We start from the raw sequence: 22,179 nt of genomic DNA on the forward strand, positions 1-22,179 counted from the left end.
TTACCCCTTAACGCACACAACTTGCTTCAAGGTGTAAACCACTTCAACCAAATCTTTCTGCGCTTCCATGACCTTATCTATATCCTTGTAGGCATGAGGTATCTCATCAATGACTGCCGCATCTTTACGGCACTCCACCCCTTGAGTGGCTTCAATTTGATCTTTGACCTTATATACCTTTTTCGCCTGGGTTCTGGACATTACCCGCCCGGCACCGTGACTGCAGCTATTGAAACTCTCGGGGTTTCCCAAACCCCTGACAATGAAGGAACGAGCCCCCATACTGCCTGGAATAATCCCCATTTCGCCCTTTTCGGCTCGAACGGCACCTTTACGGGTGACATAGCAGTCTTTACCGAAATGCCGCTCCCGGGAGATATAGTTGTGATGGCAATTCACCGCCAATTCCGCTGTCGAAAACCCTGTCGGGATCTGCTTTCTTAAGGCTGCAATCGCATTGAACATCATGATTTCACGGTTTTTCGCCGCATAATCCTGCGCCCACTCCACAGCCTCGACATAGTCATCAAAATACTCACTCCCCTCTTCCAGATAAGCCAAATCCATATCGGGCAGGTTAATCTGATGGCGCTGCATCTCTTTCCTGGCCAGTTCGATAAAATAGGTACCTATCCGGTTGCCCACACCGCGACTACCTGAATGCAACAGAATCCACACGGCATTATTTTCGTCCAAACAGAGCTCAAGAAAGTGATTACCTGTACCCATAGTGCCTAAGTGGTTCAGGTTATTACTCTTCTTTATTGCCGGGTGCTTTTCACAAATTCGCTCGAACCTGGTTGCCAGTTTTTTCCATTCCTCGGCCACCAGCTCAGGAACATTGTGCCAGGCACCTCTGTCCCTTGCCCCTCTAGCTCTTCCGGTTCGGCCATGGGGGATAGCGGCCTCAAAGGCACTTCTTATTCCAGCCAAATTATCCGGAAGCTGACTGGCGGATAAGGTCGTTTTGACGGCTACCATGCCGCAGCCAATATCGACACCAACGGCAGCGGGAATAACGGCATCCACCGATGGTATTACGCTGCCAATGGTTGCCCCCTTGCCCATATGGACATCCGGCATAACCGCTATGTGTGAATGTACCAAAGGCATAGCGGCAATGTTGTTCAACTGCTCCAGAGCCTTGTCTTCAAAAGGAACTCCCTTGGTCCACGCTTTAATCGTTGCCCGTCCCTTGCTTTCTATAACGTTGTAATTACTACACATTACTAATTCCTTTACTTCCAATCCATTTCTCAGCGGGCTGCGGCATCCTCTTCGCCGCAGCCCTTCCCGTCAGGCAATTTTCACTATGCCATTCATAAGCCCTTCCAGGCCGCCGTAAACCGTCAGGTTGCCTATCTTGTCCGACACTTTCTCGAGTGCTTCAAGCTCCTTCAACCGCATCAAGGTAGGATTGTTTTCCATCACCTTGGCAGTGTTGTGCAAACTTCTGGTGGCCGATGTTTCTTCGCGGCGCTTGATCACATTGGCTTCCGCCGCTTTTTGTGCTTCCACCACCTGATTCAATATCGCCTTCATCTCTCCGGGCAGAATAATGTCCTTCACGCCCACATTGACCAGTGAGATACCTATAGCAGTAAGCTGATCTGAAACCAGTTCCTTAACTGTTTCATTGACATACAACTTATCCAACAGAATATCGTCCAGGGACTTAGTGCCAACCGCTTCCCGTAACGCCAGTTGCAATGTTTTGTAGACAAAGTCATCCACCTTATCCACGCTGCGGGCAGCAAGTTCGGCATCCTGCAATCTAATGCTCGCGCTAAGATTAATCCGCAGGCTCACCCTGTCTTTACTCAAGATTTCCTGGCCTGAAATCTCCAGCATCTGCGTCCGGCAATCAAAGGGCTTCACTTCAATCGTGTGATTGAACTGCCAAAATGCGTGCTGCCCCGGCTCTAACCTGCGTATGAATCGACCATTTACATACAACAAGCCGATATGGTCTTTGGCGACAGAGATATCCGCAATCGGCTTAATCGCCACTGTACGGTTGCTTCTGATCAATCTTGTAGCGGTATTGGCTCCCGCACGATTGATCAAGAAGAGCAGCTTTTCATCAACTTGCAGATTTTCCTCAATTGAGAGGGTATCCAACCTCAATTCCCCCGCGTCTTTCCACAGGTAAAGGTGCTCACCCGGTGCAACAATGCCTTGCAGCAGATCGTCCACATAGAGCAATCCCACTTCATTGCTCGACAGTTTCCAATGCGAGATGTGTTTACGCAGAGCATCGCTGCTTCGGTAAAGTCTGTCGGCATTTTTTTCAGCAAAGTAGAGCGTATTGATATCAAAGGTAATGAATTCCAGATCATCTTTAATATCCCAAATTTTGTGCTTCCCGGGCATAAGTACATCCGCCAGCATTTGATTTTTAAACATCAATACCCTTTGGTTTTCAGCGACTGTAACCGTTTTTCTTATTGAGAGTTTTTTAAACATAGTTAATTTCCTTTTATCCTTTCACTTACCCGGAAGTAAGTGGAGTTAGCAAGAGTTCATTGCTTAACTGAGAAAGGCACCTGATTTCTAAATGGCAGGGAGCATCCTGCTGGCTACCATTGGTCCATCTTTAGCGTTTATCAGTCATTGGCAAAAACGACTCGCTAACCTTGATTCTTGCAATTTGAATTTAGGGCGGGATTTGAACCCACAACAATCGAATTAACACTTCGATGCTCTACCAATTTGAGCTACCTGTATTTAAGGAAGGATTCGAACCTTCGACTACGACATTACGCCGCTGCTCTACCCTCTGAGCTACTTAAATCCTATTAAGATGGGAATCGAACCCATGACCGACGAATCCACTTCGCTGCTCTTCCAGCTGAGCTACTTAATAGTGCATTTGATTAGGCATACGCAGTCACAGTGTTCAGCGCACCGGTGTGACCTTTGAATCACAACCACTTAATCAGACAAGTTATCTATATCAATCAATGTGCCAACTTAGGTACCAACTAAAAACAAAATTCATAACACCATGATTATTAAAAATAAATAATTTTCGCAACTCATAAACCCTGATTTACTACCAGGTTGACCGAAAACAAAAAAAGTAATTAAATGGATACAAACATATCAATATGGATATCACAATCAATGAAGCGCACTGTGGTCGTAAGTTTGGTTGGCACTCAATTGGATTACACAGGGAAAGGAAGTGATAGATGGGCCAAGTGGCGCCCCAATGTCAGCTTATGCAGCCAAGAAGATTTGATTGTCAGCCAACTGCACATGCTTCATGACAACCACAGTAAAAGATTGGCCAGCAGTGTTGCGGCCGATATTGGCAGCATTTCACCGGAAACAGAAGTCGAATTACACAATGTGAACTTCAATGATCCCTGGGATTTTGAAGAGGCTTACTCAAAACTCTATGATTGGTGCCACCAACAGGTATTCGATACCGACCGGAACGACTATCTATTCCATATCACCACAGGTACCCATGTTCTGCAGATATGTATTTTCCTGCTGACAGAGAGCGGCCACTTTCCCGGCCGCTTGATACAAACCTCACCGGATAGAGGCAATAAAAATAAGGCTATAGGAAAAACCCAGATCATTGATTTGGACCTTTCCAAGTACGACCAACTGGCGACACGCTTCGACAAGGAACACCTCGAAGGAAAAGAGTTTCTTAAGAGTGGTATAGAGACGAAAAATGCGGCATTTAACCGGCTGATTACGCAAATCGAAAAGGTCGCGATCCGCTCCAGCGATCCTATGTTGCTCACAGGCCCAACCGGTGCCGGCAAGAGTCAACTTGCTACCCGTATTTTTCAGCTGAAGAAAAAGCGCTCAATGTTGGAAGGAGAGCTGGTATCGGTAAACTGTGCAACGCTGAGAGGCGAAAATGCCATGGCAGCATTGTTTGGTCACACCAAAGGAGCCTTTACCGGGGCGCAAAAAGAACGCCGTGGATACCTTCTGACAGCAAATAAAGGCATGTTATTTCTAGATGAAATAGGTGAGCTCGGGCTGGAAGAACAAGCCATGCTGCTGCACGCAATTGAAAACAAGACTTTTCATCCTGTGGGCAGTGATCAACCGGTATCCAGCGACTTTCAGTTGATAGCCGGAACAAATAGAAATCTGAAGTCACAAGTCCATCAGGGCCTTTTTCGGGAAGATCTGCTGGCCAGGATCAACTTGTGGACCTATGAACTCCCCGCATTAAAAGATCGCAAAGAAGACATTCCAGCCAATATTGACTACGAAGTCAGACTCTACGAACAAAAAACCGGACAGCGAATTCAATTCAATAAAGAGGCTAGGGTTGCATTCGAAAACTTTGCCACTTCCAACATGGCTATTTGGTCGGGTAATTTCCGCGATCTAAGTTCAGCCATCACAAGATTGTGTACATTGGCAGACTCATCAAGGATCTCTGTGGATGATGTGAAAGAAGAAATCGCGCGACTAGAGCAGTTCTGGCAATCTTCTCCACACGATACTCAGGTAGAAACGCTGAAGCAGTATCTTGCAGATGAAGAAATTGCCCAGTTGGACCAGTTTGATGCCAATCAGCTCAACTATGTTTTAAATATCTGCAAGCAACACGGCAGTATGGCATCGGCCGGCAGAGAGTTATTCGATGTCAGTAGAACCAAGAAAGCCCAAACCAACGACTCGACAAGATTGCAAAAGTATCTCCAAAAATTCGGCTTAACTTGGTCGAAGATACAATCCAAGGGGAAAGAATTAGCCTGATATCATAGGATGCAAGAGGTTTGAACAAACTCACCGACACGCCAATAGAATAAGTAGATAGATAAGCTTCGCCCCGTTGGCTCTCGCAGCCACAACCGCCATTTTTGAATCGCTAAAACATCCCATCGATGACGAGCTCAAGCTTAACAGGGACTTTAGTCGTCTATTCAAAGGGCCACTTGGTACCTGAGTCAGTCAGCACTTACTTGTAAAACCTGAATTGCACAACAACATAAGTGAGGTACTGCTCTTTGCCTGTAGCCAGAGGCTGACCCCTTATCTCAGCCGAATCCAGTGCGATTTTCATCCGGCCTGAAACTCAACTTTTCCATCACTTCAATACCTAAGCAGGTCAACTTTAGAAGGTGATGTTTCCTCAATGGAAGCATCTGTCTTTTAAGAACCCGGGCAGATGTAGCCATAACGAACAAGATCATGAATTTTTTACAAAAGATTCGTGACTTATGCAAACGATGGGGAGATCATATTGATGATTTCAATTGGGTTGTCACAGATTTTGCTAAAACTGCCGCGCAGCTATTAGGGAAGGTGTGCCAATGGTGAATCGAGAGTAAAAACCCCCATGTAAACACTGGAACAAACTTCCACCTGACCAACACAATTAAATGCCAAAAGACAATTGATGACCAAGGCCTTGGTTAGCAAGACATTGGAAATAGGAAATGAGTGAATATTATTTAATTACCAGCAGCGGTCCCTGTGCGATGACTGAGGTGAGTGATCACGATAAGCGGTATATCAATTATAAAGAGTGCGCCCGCCCGCCGATTGAACCCATTCGTATCTATGAAACCTACAAACCGGAAGACGAATATCAAACCCCTGAATTTGTGCGCACCAAAGTGATCGCGCTGTCCAAGCGCGTAGTGATTGAAGCGGGTCTGCAATATATCTATGGTATCAACTGGGTGCCTGCGCACATAACTAATGCCAACGGACGCCGCGATTATCTGTTTATCAACTATCTGCAAGAACTTAAATGCGCCGATGTTGAAAAATCCAAGTACTCATACATAGATTCAATGGGTGGGCTGACGGGGTTGGAGAAACTGGTACTGGATGAAGCTCTGCTCGCACAAACCCCGCTCAATCAGCGACTCATTTTTATGATGGCAGAATCCGCACGCATTCTGTTCCATCGCTCCATAGTCGAACGTATCATGGCTACCAATCCAATCAACACCACCTTTAAACCCTGCGAACAGTTTGCCTAACAAGGATGCAGTATGACATTCATTCCTTTTGAAAAAGCCGCCGTAGAGGCCGTGCTACCTGAAAACCGTGCGAAATTGGTGTTCACACAACCGGATGTTTATATGCATTTTGGTGAAATCAAAACGCTGTATCTTTATGACGACATCATCGAAGACCTCGATGACAAATGGCTCGATCAACTCACCCATTGGTGGGGGGAATTGGATTTTAACGCGCCTAATACCGAGCATGACCTGGATAAAGTGTGCACTGAGTATACCTTCATTGATTTTGCACTGTTACCTGAGCTGGCGTCACTGGATGAGCACACGGCAAAAGGCACGCCACTGGCGTGGGATAAAAAAGAACTTGTTATCAACACCAATTTCTTGGCTGGACTGCAACAGGCGGGGGCGGTCGATATTTGGTTTGATAAGCTGTACTAGCTCACCCACCTCCTAACCCTGGAACTCTGGGTCTGCCACACGAATCTGGCCCAGTTTCCGTTTTATCAGCGCCCTGACGCTATCATCTCCCAGCCCCAGATTATTTGGCTATGCACCAACTGAGTATTCCTGTCTCACACATTTAACACGGCTTGACGGGCAAATTTTCTGATGGGCTACCACCTGGACTGATAAACAACATGCTCAGTTCTCAGCTCGATATGTTTATCCAAAGTATTAATGAGGTATGTTTAGTCTCGAACGACCTCCCATACCCCTTCTCTCCTGAAAAAGCCATACAGCACTAAAAACCTAATGCTGTACGCCGATCTCAACAGCCCTGTCCGCTTCACATCCAGACTTTAATCACACCTATTTAAGATAGCTGGAGCCAAATAATCAAAGAGTATCGCAAAACATTTCCCTAACACCTTGACCACTCTTGAAGGCACAATCAATGGCTAATTGTCTATCGGCACTGAGGTTACCCATCTCCTGGTCAATGAGTTCAGCCCCCTGTTCCAGGGTATTGGCTTCTATCACGGTTTGGAAAAGCTGCAAATACCAGTTTTGGTTCGGCCTTAACGCTACTCCTTGTCTTTCAAAGTACTGGCATGTTCGAATGATCACAGAGCATTGCATCATCACATAGGTGGACTTCGCTTCTGTATTGCTCCATAACTGTTCTATGCTCATTAACGCAAATAAGCCAGACAAAGTTTGAGCAAGCAAATATTGCCCCACCAATTCAGCTGTATCCTGATTTCGATATTTTAAGTGGGAGTCAACAATGAAAAAGATACTAAAACAACATTCCGCCATCGAAGTAACCAACTGCTTATTTTCAGGGTATCCCTTATCCCTCAAGCCGGAAACAACATCATCCAATACCACTTCGTATATGTTGGATAACAAAGTATCCAAAGCAGCGGGTAATTGAAGCTGCTCGTCAGTATCCGATACGGAGTCAGACTTACGCAATGCGACCACTAGCTCTTCGAGCATATTCGTCAGTATCAAAACTTCATTTTCAGAGAACTGATCCAAGTACTGGAAGTCATAGTCATTAATAAAGAGAGTTTTTTTATCACAGCGAATACTACGAATTTCACTTAAGGAAAAACTCTCTACCTTTCTCAGCGTACCTTTAGCCCAAATAGCATGAGGAGTCACAACCAAAAAATCTTTGGTTGTTTGCATAAAGGTGTTATCCACAATCATCAGGATATCGTAAGGTTCGATTTTACCCTCTGATATTTCGATGACTTTTCTGACTTTGTGGACTTTGATAGCCGGCGCGATTTGGATTTGTTGAGATAGACGATGCCTCTTGGCCACGGCGTTAACTATATCCAAGTATTCCCGCTGATAGCTACCTTCAAAAGCGGGCTTGGGACTGGATTCCTGCTCCGGCTTTTCAGGCTTAAGGCTTTCGGGGGCAGCGCTTTCAGCTTTGTCGCTCGCCGGTGCTGTATTACTGGCCGGAGCTGTATTGGTGATAGATACGCCACCATTTGCATCTGCTGCCGGAATAACACTCTCGGTTGTAACGCCTTCAGGGGGAAGATTTTCAGCAGTAACGCTCGTCGAAGCAGTGTTGCCGACAGAAGCTTCATCATTTGCAACAGTTGCCGGAGTCACGCAGGCTTGTGCCACATTCGAAACTTCAGCAGTTTCTGTCGCCCCTGTATTGCCTTGTATCTTTTGGGCCAGTTTTTCCAATAGTTTCAATAAAACCGCGGGCTTCATACCGGAACCCGCCATACCAAAAGCACAGCCTTGCCCCAACAACAGATCTGAACCGTCAACAGCATGCTCTTGACTGGTGTTTATCAACTCTTCCCACGACATGTGGTTTTTTGCAGAAGTTGTTGTCCAGTCATTTTTCCAAAACAATCCTTCAGATGTAAATGCCAGACCATTTTTTGCAGAACCAAACACCGTAGAATCGACTATGGCATAAATATCGACTGACGCAGGCATGCCATAACATGCACTTGCATTTTTAGCTTTCTTGCTGGGTATGTTGGGCGCAACAAAAAGCCCATCAGAGTGGAAGTTCTGCAAAATCTCCAGCACATCTGTTTCCATTTATCCTGTTCCTTGTATAAAACCTTGCTCAATACATAGCTATGTAACGTATTGATATAATTTGAGTAAGAACAAGGATAAGTGCAGCAAGCAGCCCCCTGCAATGCTTTCTTAACAAAAGTATGAACTCAAACGACATCATCAATCCTGCCTCTGTGTCCTACAGGTTCTACCGGGTGTCTGCCATGACAACAGCAGCCATATTGAACTGCTTACCCATCGATAACAGGCTCAAGCTGACGACCGACTTTAGCCATGTATTCAAAGGGCCAGATGGTACGCTGGAGCCACTTACAGCGCTTTGTAAAGCCAGAGCTGTGGATCTGCAACGACAGAGAAGGCAAGGAGCAGCTAATTGCCGGAAGCTTTTTAGCTGAATCCCCGAGGCTCCCTGGTACTAATCTCGGGGAAAGGTCATCTCCAATCGAACTTTATTCAATTTCAATGATCTCTGAAATTCGAATTTTGCACTCACTTCAATAGTCGAACGACCACGGCGGCACTCGCCTTTATTTCTCGTTTTATGTATTCTTTTTGTATCCGGTGTCTCTCAGAGCAGGTTGGAAATGTTAGAATCACGGTCGCTGATCGGATTGTGAGACTAGGTTGGCTTGCCGATTGAGCAGAGCGCATCGAGCCGAGTTCCCTTTTATTTTCGAAACTCAGTGATCTACATTTAGGAACAGCTATATAGGCATGAATTAGATAGTGTTATCAAATTCCCATGCATATGGAAGCCTGAGAGAGGTATATGAGACAATACGAAGAACAGTATTACATATTAAAGCGTGTTGAGTTTCGGGAGATATTCTTATCTCTTAGAGCAACAGAGAACACTGGAGCCCGCAATCATACTTATGAAAAGCTTGATTATGGGGATGGACCAGTTTTATTTGAGAACGGCTATAAAGGTGAGATCCCTTTCCATCTTACTAATGCTCAGATGGATAGTATATACCCAGTAGTATCAGAGGATGTTGCATCGGCGGTAAAGGGCTACCCTACTGAAGGGTTTCAGCTATTCCCAGCTGTGATTATTGATGATGATGACCATTGGCATGAGGATTTTTATTTCTTCAACTTTTATCGAGATATAGATTGTGTTGATTTTCAAAAGAGTACCGTAAGGAACTACTCACCAACTAAAAAGAACAACACCGTTTTACAATACAAACTTGATGCAAGTGTGCTCGACGCGATCCCTGAAGAAAATAGGCTAATGATAAAGTTAGCTGGTGTTACAGGTGGGGCATTACTGTTCCATGAGAAGATTGTTAAAGCTCTAACCAAGTTCAATATTGAAGCTTTTCAGTTCTTTAAGCTAAGCGATTACCGTAAAGGGATGGAATTTGAATAGGTTGCACGTGTAACGGAGGGATGCCAAGATACCCTAGCATCTGTTGGAAAAATAGCGGCCCCAAAGTAGGTGTTTATGAATAATTACGAAGAACAATACTACAAAGTTTTTGAAGTACCATTTCGAGAAACTTACCTTCATTTGAAGGCATCACTGGATACTGGCCGCCGTCGCTACAGTTTCACTAAATTAGATGCTATTGATGGACCAATATTTTTTACGAATGCAGATAAAGGCGAAATGCCGTTCATAGTAAGTGATTTTTTACTCCATAGTTTTTTTCCTGTGGTTTCTAAGAAAATTGCCGACATGATCATGCCTTATAGCATTAATGGCTTTCAGTTGTTTCCTACTGTGTTAATTGGTGACGATGAGAAGCAGCATGAAGATTTTTTCTTTTTTAATGCTTATGACAAACTCGACTGTATAGACTTTAACAGCAGTGACATACATGATTATTCATCAGAAGACAGTATACACGAAGTCATTCGGTATAAATTAAAAAACGAAGTGCTAGATACGATTCCATTAGAAAACCGTTTGATCATACGCCCGAGTAAAGTTGCTGGTGGCGGTTTATTCATTCATGAAACTCTTGTGACTCAACTTATTAAGTATGTCGACCCTAGTGCCTTTAAGTTCTTTAGATTGAGTGAATACACATTAGGGGATAAATATGTATAGCATTGTATTTTTTAAAGGTTGGTGACTGCTTTTTGAAACCATAGCTATACAGAAAAGCTTTTGAAGACACCTAAATAAGTGATCCTAATTGTGCTCCACCTTCATTAGACCATGCCCACCACCAGGGAATGGTGAAGCCTGGTCCATAAAGAACTTAACTCGCTCCATCTGCTTAAGAATACCCATCGACAACTAGCTCAAGCTAACCAGGGACTTTAGCCGTTTATTCAAGGGCCGGATGGTATACCGAAGGCACTTACGGACGGCTCTACTCACCTGCAACGACAACGAAAGCAAAGGTTGCATGGCCAGCAGTTGTTTAGCTGAATCCCCGAGGTCCCAAGTATTTCTCTCCATCGAACTTTGTTCGATTTCAATAATCTCTTAAATTCGACTTTTGTCTTCACTTTAAGCCGAATGGTCCACAAAAGGTTAAAGAATGATGTTCTTTCTGAAAACATCATTCTGACAGTGATCTTTCCCCGAGATTAGTACCAATCTCTTGATGAGATTTTCCAGCTTATGCTGCTTGCTTGGCATACGCAACAGGCGGCATATAGTTCAGTGAACTATGAGGGCGAACATGGTTGTAGTGTTCACGCCATAGCTCGATTTCGTATCTGGCTTCGTCTAAGGTTCTGAACCAATGCTGATTCAGACATTCATTCCTGAATTTGCCATTCAGGCTTTCCACAAAGGCATTTTGCGTCGGCTTTCCTGGTTGGATAAAGCCCAGTGTGACGCCCGTTTCCTTACTCCAGAAGAACATTGCCTTGCTGGTAAATTCTGTCCCATTGTCGCAAGTAACCTTCTTGGGTTTGCCTCGCTCTTCCATCAATTGGTCCAAGAATCTGGCGACCTGCCTACCACTAATGGCCACAGAGACTAATTGACCGACCATTTCCCGCGAATAATCATCCACGACATTCAGTACCCGAAAGCGGCGACCATTGCTGAGTTGGTCTGACACAAAGTCCATAGACCAACGTTGATTGGGGGCTGTTGGCACCTCCATGGGCTGCCTTGGCCGGGTTAACTTCTTGCGCTTCTTCGTCCTGACCTGCAAGCCTTCCTCCGTGTAGAGCCGATAGGTTCGTTTGCGGTTTTTGACCCAGCCTTCCCCCCTGAGCAAACCATGTAGCATCAGATACCCATAGCGAGGATATTGCGTCGCCAGCGCCTTCAGTCGCTGTCTGAGCCCATTGTCTGGCTTTTTCCTGGGTTGATAGCGAAATGCAGTCCGGCTAAGCCCAGCCAGCTTACAGGCTACTCGCTCACTGAGGCTGAATCCCTCAATCAAGTGTTGAGCAACAGGCTTTTTGGCCGCTGGCGTTACCACTTTTTTGACAGCACATCCTTCATTGCTTCGACTTCCAGCATCTTGTCGGCCAACATCTTTTTGAGCTTGTTGTTCTCCGCTTCCAACTCCCTCAGCCGCTTCGCTTCGTTCACTTCCAGCCCGGCATACTTGCTGCGCCAGTTATAGAAAGTGCCAGTGGATATGCCCATTTCACGGCAAATGTCATCGACTTTTGCTCCTGCCTCATGCTGTTTGATGGCCTTGATGATTTGTTCTTCGGTGTAACGTTTCTTCATGTTGAGATCTCCATTGGCTCTAGTGTATTGGAAATCTCATCAATGTCATGGTCTTAAATTCGGGGGAAAGGTCAACAGCAACACAGGCAACTAGAGTCTTTAATCAGCTAACGATGGATGTCTTTATTTTTTTAGTTTTTTGATTTCTTCGTAGTCATAACTAGTGATCTCATACGGATTGCCATAAGGATCGCTAAAATAAATAGACCATGACAGAGCATGATCACTTTCTTTGAAATCAACACCATGATTACCAAGCTGCGCTTTCCATTCTTCGTAGTTTGTAGAATCCACAGAAAACGCCACGGTTGTATTTACCAAAGTGTCTGATTCAAAGAGTGCAATGTGAACACCACCATTTTCAATTGTTAATGGTCCACCTTCTAAAAACCAACGTTCAAGTGACTCAACTCGATTGAACCCTAATACTTCTTTGTACCATTGCTCCGCACTCAAACGATCTGGCGCATAAATATGGATGTGATCTATTTTCTCTAGCTTTGGCATAATTTTATCTCCATATACTTATATCTTAGAAAGGCATAACGCCGTGTAATGAGGCAGTACCAGCGTAGGGCCAAGTGACGTATGGTACCTTATTACGTACGTTGTACCGAGCGTACTGGTACCCACCCTATTTCGCCCGTTGACCTCGAGACTCGATACCACGAATTGAGTTCAAACAGCACTGACAGTTTTTCACCTATGGCAGTATTGAGCTCAACATTGTCATAATCTTGTAGCATGATACCCACGGAGCTGCCCTCAACCTTTTCTATATATTGAACTGGAGCCCAACCCTGCTCACCTGCATCATTGGTTATAAAAATCCAATTGGGAAATTCGTCATCTATTTCACCCTGTTCGACTTTATCGCCTTGCTTCAAATAAAACGGATTTGGATATTCTGAGACATGTTGTTCAATAGTAACTACTTCCATATTTTCTCCAAAGTACATAACACATTTGGCTAGGGAATCCCCAGATAATTCCGTAACTAGAGATGCTGCAGTGTGGTCAATGCATCGTATTTTTTGCAGGATTAGAGGGAAAATTTCAGATACGGCTCAACGCCGCAGTAGCGAGTCCAAGCAGCAATAATGGCGTCACTGCCGAAGAGAAGACAATGAAGCCGATCATTTTCGCCGCGCAGTTTACTTGAGTAAATGAGCAGCGAAAATGATTGGATGAAGCCCTAACTAACTGTGCTCCACTAAACCATAATTGCGTTGCTGACGAAGCACTCTTTGTGTAAGCCCAAGCCGGGGGCAAATCGATGGCGCCAGCGCGCAGTTGACTGATGTCAATGAGCACTGGCGCCATGATTTAACGCCGCAGTAGCGAGTCCAAGCAGCAATTACTCGTACTCAGACATGGGCACACAGGCACAGAACAAATTCCTATCCCCATACACGTCATCAATACGATTCACGGTCGGCCAGAACTTGTTGGCCTTGACTGTGGCATTCGGGAATACCGCCAGTTCGCGATCGTATGGACGGCTGTCGAAGGCGGGATCCATGATGTCGGCTAGCGTGTGTGGTGCATTGTGCAGTGGGTTATTGTCCGCAGGCCACTCACCGGCTTCGACCCGGGCGATTTCACCGCGGATGGCCACCATGGCTTCGATAAATCTGTCCAGTTCGGCCTTGGACTCAGACTCGGTCGGCTCGATCATCAGGGTTCCGGCAACCGGGAAGCTCATGGTCGGAGCGTGGAAGCCGTAGTCGTTGAGGCGTTTGGCCACATCCATTTCAGTGACGCCGGAGGCTTCTTTCAGCGGGCGCAGATCGATAATGCACTCGTGAGCCACACGGTCATTACGGCCGCGGTACAGCACTGGATAGTGCTCTGACAGCTTCTTCATCACATAGTTGGCGTTGAGCATGGCGTTCTGGGTTGATTCACGCAGGCCCTTGGCGCCCAACAGCTTGATGTACATCCAGCTGATTGGCAGTATGCTGGCGCTGCCGTAAGGCGCGGCAGAGACGGCGCCGTTGTTGTCGCTTTCGCGGCCAGGCTTAACCAGGGTATGACCGGCAACGAAAGGAGCCAAATGCGCTTTTACGCCGATAGGACCCATGCCTGGACCACCACCTCCATGAGGGATGGCGAAGGTCTTGTGCAGGTTGAGGTGGGAAACGTCCGCGCCGATAAAGCCGGGAGTGGTCACGCCCACCTGGGCATTCATGTTGGCACCGTCCAGATACACCTGACCACCGTGTTGATGGATCACCTCACAGATCTCCGAGACGGTTTCTTCATACACGCCGTGGGTGGAAGGATAAGTGATCATAATGCAGGATAGGTTGTCGGCCACTTCGGCCGCCTTGGCGCGCAGATCTTCCATGTCCACGTTGCCGCGCTTGTCACAGGCCACAACCACTATCTTCATACCCGCCATCTGCGCCGAAGCCGGGTTGGTACCGTGAGCCGACTGAGGGATCAGACAGACATTGCGGTGCCCCTCGCCGCGGGATTCATGGTACTTCTTGATGGCCAACAGACCGGCGTATTCGCCGGATGCACCCGAGTTGGGCTGCAGGCACATGGCGTCATAGCCGGTGATTTCCACCAGATAGTCAGACAGCTCATTGAGCAGCTTTTCATAACCCTTGGCTTGATCCAGCGGGCAGAAAGGATGCAGGTTGGCAAATTCCGGCCAGCTGATAGGCAGCATCTCGGCGGTGGCGTTCAGCTTCATGGTGCATGAACCCAGAGAGATCATCGAGTGGTTCAGCGCCAAGTCTTTGTTTTCAAGACGCTTGATGTAGCGCAGCATCTCGGTTTCGCTGTGGAAGCTGTTGAAGGTTGGATGCGTCAGGATAGCCTCATCACGCAGCAGCGCAGCAGGGATGGACTCACTGCCCTTGGCAAGGATTTCAGCGTCCAGTGCCGCCACATCCAGGCCATGACCGGCGCCCAGGATGATATCGAACAGGGCAGCCAGATCGTCAGCAGTCGTGGTTTCATCCAGGCTGACACCCAGAGTGCCTTCGGCATCGATACGCAGGTTGCTCTCGGCGGCAACGGCGCGGGCCAGCACGGCGTCTTTGTCGGCCACTTTGAAGGTCAGAGTGTCGAACCAGCTAGCGTTGACCAGCTCAACGCCCTTGGCCTTGAGGCCGGCGGCGAGAATGTCGGTCAGGCGGTGGATACGCTCGGCTATGGTCTTCAGCCCTTGTGGGCCATGGTATACAGCGTAGAAAGAGGCCATGTTGGCCAGCAGGATCTGCGCGGTACAGATATTGGAGTTGGCCTTTTCGCGGCGGATATGCTGCTCACGGGTTTGCATCGCCATCCGCAGCGCTGTGTTGCCGCGGCTATCTTTGGAAACGCCTATGATACGGCCAGGCATGGAACGCTTGTGCTCGTCACGGGTCACGAAGAAAGCGGCGTGCGGGCCACCATACCCCATAGGCACGCCGAAACGCTGCGCGCTGCCAAAGACCACGTCGGCGCCCAGGCTACCGGGAGACTTGAGCAATACCAGCGACATGATATCGGCGGCAACAGCCACAATCGCCTTCTGCTCACGCAGCTTGGCAAAGAGTTCACGCTGATCGTTCAGCTCGCCTGTCTTGCCGCTGTACTGGAACAGGGCACCAAAGAGTTCATGATTGAGCGCTTCCTCGGCGGGGCCTACGACGACTTCAAAACCAAAGCATTCGGCGCGGGTCTTGACCACATCCAGCGTCTGCGGGAACACGTCATCGGCAACGAAGAAGATATTGGCTTTCTTGGCCTTGGATACCCGCTTGGCCAGCGCCATGGCTTCGGCGGCGGCAGTGGCTTCGTCCAGCAGCGAGGCGGAGGCCAGATCCAGGCCTGAGAGGTCCATGGACATCTGCTGGAAGTTCAGTACCGCTTCCAGGCGGCCCTGGGCGATTTCCGGCTGGTAAGGGGTATAAGCCGTGTACCAACCCGGGTTTTCCAGCACATTGCGCAAAATGACGTTAGGCACTTCAGTGCCGTAGTAGCCCATGCCTATGTAGCTCTTGAAGACCTTGTTCTGCTTGGCCAGGCCCTTGATATAGGCCAGACCTTCGGCTTCGCCACAGGCTTCGCCCACGGCCAGATCCCGGTTCAGACGAATCGACTCCGGTACTATCTGCGCCGTCAGATCTTCCAGTGACTCGGCGCCAACATAGTTCAGCATCTCTTGCTGCTGCAGGGCGTCGGAGCCGATATGACGACGGATAAAGAGTTCGTGCTGCTCTAACTGAGTGAGGGTTTGCTTGGTCATGATTAACCTTGTTCCATGTTCGCCGGTATCCAGCCGTAGGGAGGCGGTGTACCAGTCTCTTTATTTAGTGGTAAAACAAACGAAGCCCCGGAGGGCTTCGTTTTTCAGCGACGCTTATTCTTCGTCGATGACAGCCTGATATCCTTCGGCATCCAGCAGGTTGTCCAGCTCAGACAGGTCAGAAGGCATGATACGGAAGAACCAGCCATCACCGAATGCATCGCTGTTGACCAGCTCAGGGCTGTCTTCCAGCGCTTCGTTGATGGCAATCACTTCACCGGACAGAGGGGCATAGATATCTGAAGCGGCCTTAACAGACTCGGCCACAGCGCAATCCTCAGAGGCGCTGACAGTGTCGCCTACTTCCGGCAATTCAACGAAAACCATATCACCCAGCAGCTCCTGCGCATGTTCAGTGATACCGACTGTGTAGCTACCGTCTTCTTCCTTGCGGATCCATTCGTGAGAAGAAGCGTACTTCAGTTCGCTTGGAATATTGCTCATTATTCTTGTTCCTTTCCCGTGTTTTAGAATGCTTGTTTACCGTTACGCACAAAGCCTGGCGCCACTACTTTAACAGCGACGCGCTTCTTGCGCATTTCGACTTCGGCCGTATCCCCAATGGAGTTCGGTACCCGGGCCATCGCAATAGAATAGCCCAATGTCGGTGAGAATGTACCGCTGGTGATCACGCCTTCCTGCTCTTGGCCGTTGGCGTCGGTAAAGAATACCGGCATGCCGTGGCGCAGCACACCTTTTTGCTCCATCACCAGGCCGATAAACTTGTCGGCTCCGGCCTCTTTGATGGCGGTCAGGGCTTCGCGACCGATAAAGTCACGATCGCTCGGTTCCCAGGCAATGGTCCAGCCCATGTTGGCGGCCAATGGATTAACGGTTTCATCCATGTCCTGACCATAGAGGTTCATCCCGGCTTCCAGGCGCAGCGTATCGCGGGCACCCAGACCACATGGCTTAACACCGGCCTCGAGCAGCGCTTGCCACAGGGCTTCGGCTTCTTCGGCAGGCACTATGATTTCATAACCGGCTTCACCTGTGTAACCTGTGGTGGCCACAAACAGGCTGCCTGCCTGCACACCGAAGAAAGGCTTCATGCCTTCAACGGCCGCGTTTTGCTCGGCAGTGAACACAGTAGCGGTTTTGGCCTTGGCATTGGGGCCCTGCACGGCAATCATCGCCAGCTCAGGGCGCTCGGTCACTGTGACATCATAGGGCTTGGACTGCTCGGCAATCCAGGCGAGATCTTTTTCGCGGGTGGCTGAGTTGACGACAACCCGGTAATGGGTGTCATCGAGATAATAAGTGATCAGATCGTCAATTACCCCGGCTTCATGGTTCAGCATGCCGCTGTACAGCGCCTTGCCGGAGACCTTGAGTTTGGCGATATCGTTGGCCAGCAGTTTACGCAGGAAGGCTTTGGCGTCGCTGCCGGTGACATCAACAACCGTCATATGGGAGACGTCGAACATACCGGCGTCCTGACGCACTGCGTGATGTTCTTCTATCTGCGAACCATAGTTGAGTGGCATATCCCAACCATGAAAATCAACCATCTTGGCATTGGCTTCCAAGTGCTTGTTAAAGAGTACAGTTTTATTAGCCATTGTTATCCCTTCTAGTCGGGGCTTTACAGTGTCACCCAGGGGCAACACTGAGTTAAAATGCAGCGAAATTATACCCTGCGTCACAAATTTGTATACAAGTGATTTTTCTAATCCGAACTATTATGGATTAATTTTTCTCATGGTTTGCCTGTAATTTTTTTACAGTAAATCACAGCGTGTGTATAAAAAACGCCCAAAAGCGACTGTTTTTGGGCGTTTTCCTTCACATACGGCTAACCGGGGATGAAGATTATTCAGGACGGCACAAACGCGGCAGCTTGAATTTGTGTCCCATGGCCTGTTGCATGAACACAGTTTTCAGCCCAGCGACATTGTCCACCAGGTTGAGACCGAGATCGCGAATCGCCTTTTTCAGAGGATTACTGCCGGCAAACAGCCGCTTGAACCCCTCCATGGCAGCTATCATCTCCATCGCCTCGGCTTTGCGCCAGCGTTCAAGGGCGCGCAGCTCGCCATAAGCGCCGATATCCTTGCCTTCGCCGTGCAATGCCGCCACGGTTTCCACTATGGCGCCGGCATCGAGGAATCCCAGGTTAACCCCCTGCCCCGCCAACGGATGTATGGTGTGTGCCGCATCGCCTGCCAGCAACAAACGATGGCGGGCGAAATGGCGCGCATAACGCATCCGCAGCGGAAAGCTCTGGCGCTCACTCTCCAACTGACACAGGCCCAGGCGGCCATCGAAGGCGGCGGTCAGCGCCCGGGAGAAGGCCTCATCATCCAAAGCCTGCAAGGCTTCGGCCTTTTGCGGCGGCACCGACCAGACGATGGAGCAGAGGTCGCTCTCATAAAGCGGCAGAAACGCCAGTGGGCCGTCGGCACTGAACACCTGGCGGGCACAGTCACCATGGGGTAACTGAGTACGAATGCTGGCGACTATGGCGTGATGACCGTAGTCCCAGAAGGTCAGCGGGATCTGGCACTGTTGGCGAACCCAGGAGTTGGCGCCATCGGCAGCCACCACCAGGGCGGCACTGAGGTTATCGCCGTTATCCAGCGTCAGCCAGGCTTCACGCTCACCAAAGGCGATACGCTCAAGCCGGGTGTGTTCCAGTAATGTCAGCTGTTCCAGCTCTGCGGCTCGCTGGGCCAGGGCGTAGTGAATGGCATCGTTTTCGATTATGGTGCCAAGGGAAGTCTCGCACTGGCTCTGGGCATCAAACTGGATGCGCCCCATGCCGTCTTTTTCCCAGACATCCATCTTGCTGTATGGCCCGAGACGGGACTTGTCCAGATAGGCCCAGGCACCCAAGTGTTCGAGCAGCGCCTGGCTGGCCTTGTTGATGGCACTGACCCTCAGGCGTGGCGCGCCCTCGACCGGCGCGGCACCGGCGGCATCTATCACCACCACCTTGAGCCCGGCCTGCTCCAGGCCGCAGGCCGTTGCCAGTCCCACCATACCGCCGCCCACCACGGCCACATCATAGCTTTGGAAATTCATCGTCACTGACTCCTGGAAAACAAACAAGCAGCCGATTGCCTGTGCCACCCCATGGCTCTGTGAGCCACCGGGGTCTTTAGAGGTGGGCACCAGGAGAGGATCCTGAGCCCCAGATTACGTCCGGCCACCAGCGGCCAGTAGTTGTTGGAAAAACCACGCACCAGAAACTCAATATTGTTGATGGTCTGGCGTCTGTCCTGCTCACGGGCGGCATGATAGGCATGCAGCACCTTGGCTGCGCCTGGGTCGCCACCTGCGGCCAATACCGGCTCCAGCGTTTCCAGTACAGTGACCAGATCCCTGAGCCCCAGATTAAACCCCTGCCCGGCTATCGGGTGCAGAGTCTGGGCGGCATTGCCCAAATAAAGCGTGCGGTGATAGATGGGTCTTGGCATGTAAGAGAGACTCAGTGGGTAGCGGTTGCGCTCACCCACGGCCACAAAACGCCCGGCTCGATAGCCGAAGGCCTTCTGCAGCTGCTGCAAAAACTCAGCCTGCGGCAGAGCCTGCACCCGCTCGGCCTCTTCATGGGGCAAGGCCCACACCAGAGAGAGCCTGGCCTGGCCGTCGCTGTCCCCCATAGGCAGCAGTGCCAACGGGCCGTGCTCGGTGAAGCGCTCCCAGGCCATGCCATTATGGGGCTTGTCGGTAGCAACATTGGCGATAACCGCGCTCTGGCCAAACTCAAACTGCTGCAACGCCTGTTGCTGCTGGGCGCGCACCGAGGAGTTAACCCCATCGGCCGCCAGCAATAAGCGGCAGGAAAGCCGCTGACCATTACTGAGGGTCAAACCATGGCCCGCAGCCGAAGTTTGCAGCTTCTCGAGACGCGCCGGGCAATAAAGCTGGATATCACTGTTGCCGATGGCGCCAAACAGCCGCTGGCCGACCCGCTCGAGTTCCACCACCTGGCCGAGAGAGTCCAGCGCAAACTGCCCGGCGTTGAGCTCTGTCATGCCGAAATGGCCGCGATCCGAGACATGAATATCGGTTATCGCCGTGCCTAGGTCTGCAAGCAAAGGCCAGATGCCGAGGCGCTTGAGTTCAAACACTGAGCCATTGGCTATGGCGATGGAGCGGGAATCGAAACCAGGATGTTGCTTGGCGGGATCGAAGGCCTCGATAACGGCTATTTTCAGCGGACGGGAGAGTTTCCTGGCCAGGTCGGCCAGCCCCAATGCCAGGGTGGCACCTGCCATGGCACCGCCGACAATGGCGATATCCAGCTCAGTGCATTCCTGACTCACAGCTTGGGCGTCAACTTGCGGGTTCATCTTTCCTCTACTCAGGCACGCTCAATGGGTGCCGTCACAGAAAATGACAGGGCAAACAGGTGCCCTGTCAATGCAGCGTATTATTGTCTTGTGTTTCGGCGTCGAGATCAGGCAACTCTGGGCCGAACTCTGAATAGCAGAGAATGGCGGCCATGCGAACAAACTCCAGCAGCTCGAGATATGCACTTTCGGATTCGTCATCGTCGGCAACATCGAACTCTACCTGGGCGATTTCCGCCAGATCTTTGATCACTTCACGAACATCCTCCGATGCCTGATTCAAACCCGGTTGAATAATGGCGATGCCGGTGAGGAAGCTCTGGGTCCAGAGCGAGAGCGCCTCGACCCGCACTGTCAGAGGTTCTTCCTCTTCCGGCAGCAGCAGGGTGAAGCCAAAGTCTGGATCTTGCAGTCGATTGACGGTATCGCCAAAAAGTTCGGTTATCAGTTGTGTCAGTTCGTCGGGCAGGCGCTGGCCGTCGTTCATCAGCTCGAGCAGTGGCTGATACCAGGCCTGCTCCTGCTGTGTCACGCCGCCACAAATCAGGCCCACCAAGGCGCCATGCACTTCAACCGGATGCTGACCTATGTCGGCGTTGTCGAGCGCACTGCGCAGGCTTTCGATACGTAATGAGGGTGGGGTTGCCATAAAGCTGTCCAAGTATTGAATTTACCCCCGTCATGCTAGCAGAGTTAGGGAAGGCGACCAAGACTGGAATCTTACCCAAGCTGCGAGCCAGGTCGTGCATTTGGCAATGCATCCAGGCTTCGCCGGTTATCTACTGCCGGGATTTGTACCAAGCTGGTCAGGGAAACAGCAGCCAACGCAACAAAGCGGCGCTTGTCTTGCACTTTAACGCTGAGCTAGATATATTCCGCCACAGAGCCAAAGAAAAGGATCCCGTGCGGAAGATGAGTAACAGTGCCATAGATATCACCCTGTTGGGGCGCACCTACTCCATCGCCTGTCCCCCGGGTCAGGAACAGGCTCTGCAAGCGGTGGCGCAGAAATTGGAGCTGCAACTGGGCAAGATAAAGTCCCGCACCAACGCCATCAGCCGCGAGGAAATGGCTTTGATGGCCGCACTCAACATAGGCTATGAGCTCTATGAAGAGCAGCGGAAGAATCAAGATTATATGAGCCAAATGGATGACAGAATCCGTTTGCTGCAATCCACTCTTGAGCACGCATTGGTTGAGCGAAGCGCAAGAGAGGATTAAACTGAAATAGCACGAACCCTCACAGGTTCGACCCAGAATTTGCTCCCTGGGGTGTGCGACAGCTGGTAATGTCCCTGTGCCGATATTTTTAATCTCAGGGTGAATGTTTTACTGACATTGTGCATGCTCGGCGCGAACCGAGAAGCCTTAGGATGTAATCATTTACCCGCCTTGAACCTACGGTTCAAGGGCTACACCGGCATCGACATTCTGGGGAGCATCCTC

Annotated in this window: 18 protein-coding genes, 2 tRNA genes and 1 other RNA gene; 7 read left to right on the forward strand and 14 right to left on the reverse strand. The window is 49.6% G+C overall.

The genetic code is table 11. The features are described from left to right. The 4 genes from ACWAU4_RS17450 to ACWAU4_RS17465 form a co-directional block, all read right to left on the reverse strand. Complete coding sequence (locus tag ACWAU4_RS17450) at window positions 1-1,227, reverse strand: RtcB family protein (RefSeq protein ID WP_144379904.1); 1,227 nt, start codon at window positions 1,225-1,227, stop codon at window positions 1-3. Window positions 1,228-1,296: 69 nt separating this feature from the next. Then, window positions 1,297-2,466: a slipin family protein gene (locus tag ACWAU4_RS17455; protein WP_025009018.1), complete on the reverse strand. Its 1,170-nt coding sequence runs from the start codon at window positions 2,464-2,466 to the stop codon at window positions 1,297-1,299. 258 nt (window positions 2,467-2,724) lie between these two features. Beyond that, window positions 2,725-2,794: transfer RNA gene (locus tag ACWAU4_RS17460), tRNA-Leu, on the reverse strand. A gap of 1 nt (window position 2,795) precedes the next feature. Further along, window positions 2,796-2,866 (reverse strand) — tRNA-Pro (locus tag ACWAU4_RS17465). Between the two features lie 260 nt (window positions 2,867-3,126). Here ACWAU4_RS17465 and rtcR point away from each other — a divergent pair. The 3 genes from rtcR to ACWAU4_RS17480 all read left to right on the forward strand — a co-directional run bounded on the left by rtcR (window position 3,127) and on the right by ACWAU4_RS17480 (window position 6,401). Continuing rightward, complete coding sequence (gene rtcR, locus ACWAU4_RS17470) at window positions 3,127-4,740, forward strand: RNA repair transcriptional activator RtcR (RefSeq protein ID WP_208125045.1); 1,614 nt, start codon at window positions 3,127-3,129, stop codon at window positions 4,738-4,740. A 683-nt stretch (window positions 4,741-5,423) separates the two neighbouring features. Next, window positions 5,424-5,975, forward strand: a complete 552-nt coding sequence (locus tag ACWAU4_RS17475) for a hypothetical protein (RefSeq protein ID WP_167717100.1) — start codon at window positions 5,424-5,426, stop codon at window positions 5,973-5,975. A 12-nt stretch (window positions 5,976-5,987) separates the two neighbouring features. Continuing rightward, window positions 5,988-6,401, forward strand: a complete 414-nt coding sequence (locus ACWAU4_RS17480; RefSeq protein WP_167717102.1) for a hypothetical protein — start codon at window positions 5,988-5,990, stop codon at window positions 6,399-6,401. Between the two features lie 399 nt (window positions 6,402-6,800). Here ACWAU4_RS17480 and ACWAU4_RS17485 read toward each other — a convergent pair whose 3' ends face one another. Then, entirely contained in the window at window positions 6,801-8,492 is a 1,692-nt protein-coding gene (locus ACWAU4_RS17485; RefSeq protein ID WP_208125046.1) for a hypothetical protein, read from the reverse strand. Window positions 8,493-9,243: 751 nt separating this feature from the next. Between ACWAU4_RS17485 and ACWAU4_RS17490 the strand changes: the two genes are divergently transcribed. Both ACWAU4_RS17490 and ACWAU4_RS17495 read left to right on the forward strand, forming a co-directional pair. Beyond that, complete coding sequence (locus tag ACWAU4_RS17490; RefSeq protein WP_071237632.1) at window positions 9,244-9,849, forward strand: imm11 family protein; 606 nt, start codon at window positions 9,244-9,246, stop codon at window positions 9,847-9,849. A 75-nt stretch (window positions 9,850-9,924) separates the two neighbouring features. After that, entirely contained in the window at window positions 9,925-10,533 is a 609-nt protein-coding gene (locus ACWAU4_RS17495; RefSeq protein ID WP_144134207.1) for an imm11 family protein, read from the forward strand. Between the two features lie 520 nt (window positions 10,534-11,053). Here the strand turns inward: ACWAU4_RS17495 and ACWAU4_RS17500 are convergent. The 9 genes from ACWAU4_RS17500 to ACWAU4_RS17540 all read right to left on the reverse strand — a co-directional run bounded on the left by ACWAU4_RS17500 (window position 11,054) and on the right by ACWAU4_RS17540 (window position 21,382). Next, window positions 11,054-12,129, reverse strand: a protein-coding gene (locus ACWAU4_RS17500) for an IS3 family transposase (protein WP_208124939.1) whose coding sequence is annotated in 2 segments (ribosomal slippage) — window positions 11,054-11,880 and window positions 11,880-12,129 — 1,077 coding nt in all. Because the reading frame shifts where the segments join, the coding sequence is not laid out codon by codon here. A gap of 123 nt (window positions 12,130-12,252) precedes the next feature. Continuing rightward, window positions 12,253-12,636: a VOC family protein gene (locus tag ACWAU4_RS17505; protein ID WP_144132862.1), complete on the reverse strand. Its 384-nt coding sequence runs from the start codon at window positions 12,634-12,636 to the stop codon at window positions 12,253-12,255. A 92-nt stretch (window positions 12,637-12,728) separates the two neighbouring features. Next, entirely contained in the window at window positions 12,729-13,070 is a 342-nt protein-coding gene (locus ACWAU4_RS17510) for an SH3 domain-containing protein (RefSeq protein ID WP_208125047.1), read from the reverse strand. 416 nt (window positions 13,071-13,486) lie between these two features. After that, a complete protein-coding gene (gene gcvP / locus ACWAU4_RS17515; protein WP_144379899.1) occupies window positions 13,487-16,375 on the reverse strand; it encodes an aminomethyl-transferring glycine dehydrogenase in 2,889 nt (962 codons plus the stop codon). 114 nt (window positions 16,376-16,489) lie between these two features. Further along, a complete protein-coding gene (gene gcvH, locus ACWAU4_RS17520) occupies window positions 16,490-16,879 on the reverse strand; it encodes a glycine cleavage system protein GcvH (RefSeq protein ID WP_025009008.1) in 390 nt (129 codons plus the stop codon). A gap of 23 nt (window positions 16,880-16,902) precedes the next feature. Further along, complete coding sequence (gene gcvT / locus ACWAU4_RS17525; RefSeq protein ID WP_025009007.1) at window positions 16,903-17,997, reverse strand: glycine cleavage system aminomethyltransferase GcvT; 1,095 nt, start codon at window positions 17,995-17,997, stop codon at window positions 16,903-16,905. A 250-nt stretch (window positions 17,998-18,247) separates the two neighbouring features. Next, a complete protein-coding gene (locus ACWAU4_RS17530; RefSeq protein ID WP_037474072.1) occupies window positions 18,248-19,459 on the reverse strand; it encodes an FAD-dependent monooxygenase in 1,212 nt (403 codons plus the stop codon). Window positions 19,460-19,461: 2 nt separating this feature from the next. Next, window positions 19,462-20,733 (reverse strand): 2-octaprenyl-6-methoxyphenyl hydroxylase, encoded by a 1,272-nt coding sequence (ubiH, locus tag ACWAU4_RS17535; RefSeq protein WP_208125048.1) that lies wholly within the window; start codon window positions 20,731-20,733, stop codon window positions 19,462-19,464. 67 nt (window positions 20,734-20,800) lie between these two features. Further along, a complete protein-coding gene (locus tag ACWAU4_RS17540) occupies window positions 20,801-21,382 on the reverse strand; it encodes a UPF0149 family protein (RefSeq protein ID WP_208125049.1) in 582 nt (193 codons plus the stop codon). Between the two features lie 263 nt (window positions 21,383-21,645). Between ACWAU4_RS17540 and zapA the strand changes: the two genes are divergently transcribed. Both zapA and ssrS read left to right on the forward strand, forming a co-directional pair. Then, complete coding sequence (gene zapA / locus ACWAU4_RS17545) at window positions 21,646-21,954, forward strand: cell division protein ZapA (protein ID WP_025009004.1); 309 nt, start codon at window positions 21,646-21,648, stop codon at window positions 21,952-21,954. 40 nt (window positions 21,955-21,994) lie between these two features. Then, window positions 21,995-22,175: non-coding RNA, 6S RNA (gene ssrS, locus ACWAU4_RS17550), on the forward strand. The last annotated feature ends 4 nt before the right edge of the window (window positions 22,176-22,179 follow it).

Source organism: Shewanella sp. FeAMO (genome assembly GCF_053653955.1).

Excerpts from the sequence above, each read along its gene's own strand:
- ACWAU4_RS17450 (WP_144379904.1), bottom strand. The coding sequence starts at position 1,227 with ATGTGTAGTAATTACAACGTTATAGAAAGCAAGGGACGGGCAACGATT.
- ACWAU4_RS17455 (WP_025009018.1), bottom strand. The coding sequence starts at position 2,466 with ATGTTTAAAAAACTCTCAATAAGAAAAACGGTTACAGTCGCTGAAAAC.
- rtcR (WP_208125045.1), top strand. The coding sequence starts at position 3,127 with ATGAAGCGCACTGTGGTCGTAAGTTTGGTTGGCACTCAATTGGATTAC.
- ACWAU4_RS17475 (WP_167717100.1), top strand. The coding sequence starts at position 5,424 with ATGAGTGAATATTATTTAATTACCAGCAGCGGTCCCTGTGCGATGACT.
- ACWAU4_RS17480 (WP_167717102.1), top strand. The coding sequence starts at position 5,988 with ATGACATTCATTCCTTTTGAAAAAGCCGCCGTAGAGGCCGTGCTACCT.
- ACWAU4_RS17485 (WP_208125046.1), bottom strand. The coding sequence starts at position 8,492 with ATGGAAACAGATGTGCTGGAGATTTTGCAGAACTTCCACTCTGATGGG.
- ACWAU4_RS17490 (WP_071237632.1), top strand. The coding sequence starts at position 9,244 with ATGAGACAATACGAAGAACAGTATTACATATTAAAGCGTGTTGAGTTT.
- ACWAU4_RS17495 (WP_144134207.1), top strand. The coding sequence starts at position 9,925 with ATGAATAATTACGAAGAACAATACTACAAAGTTTTTGAAGTACCATTT.
- ACWAU4_RS17505 (WP_144132862.1), bottom strand. The coding sequence starts at position 12,636 with ATGCCAAAGCTAGAGAAAATAGATCACATCCATATTTATGCGCCAGAT.
- ACWAU4_RS17510 (WP_208125047.1), bottom strand. The coding sequence starts at position 13,070 with ATGGAAGTAGTTACTATTGAACAACATGTCTCAGAATATCCAAATCCG.
- gcvP (WP_144379899.1), bottom strand. The coding sequence starts at position 16,375 with ATGACCAAGCAAACCCTCACTCAGTTAGAGCAGCACGAACTCTTTATC.
- gcvH (WP_025009008.1), bottom strand. The coding sequence starts at position 16,879 with ATGAGCAATATTCCAAGCGAACTGAAGTACGCTTCTTCTCACGAATGG.
- gcvT (WP_025009007.1), bottom strand. The coding sequence starts at position 17,997 with ATGGCTAATAAAACTGTACTCTTTAACAAGCACTTGGAAGCCAATGCC.
- ACWAU4_RS17530 (WP_037474072.1), bottom strand. The coding sequence starts at position 19,459 with ATGAATTTCCAAAGCTATGATGTGGCCGTGGTGGGCGGCGGTATGGTG.
- ubiH (WP_208125048.1), bottom strand. The coding sequence starts at position 20,733 with ATGAACCCGCAAGTTGACGCCCAAGCTGTGAGTCAGGAATGCACTGAG.
- ACWAU4_RS17540 (WP_208125049.1), bottom strand. The coding sequence starts at position 21,382 with ATGGCAACCCCACCCTCATTACGTATCGAAAGCCTGCGCAGTGCGCTC.
- zapA (WP_025009004.1), top strand. The coding sequence starts at position 21,646 with ATGAGTAACAGTGCCATAGATATCACCCTGTTGGGGCGCACCTACTCC.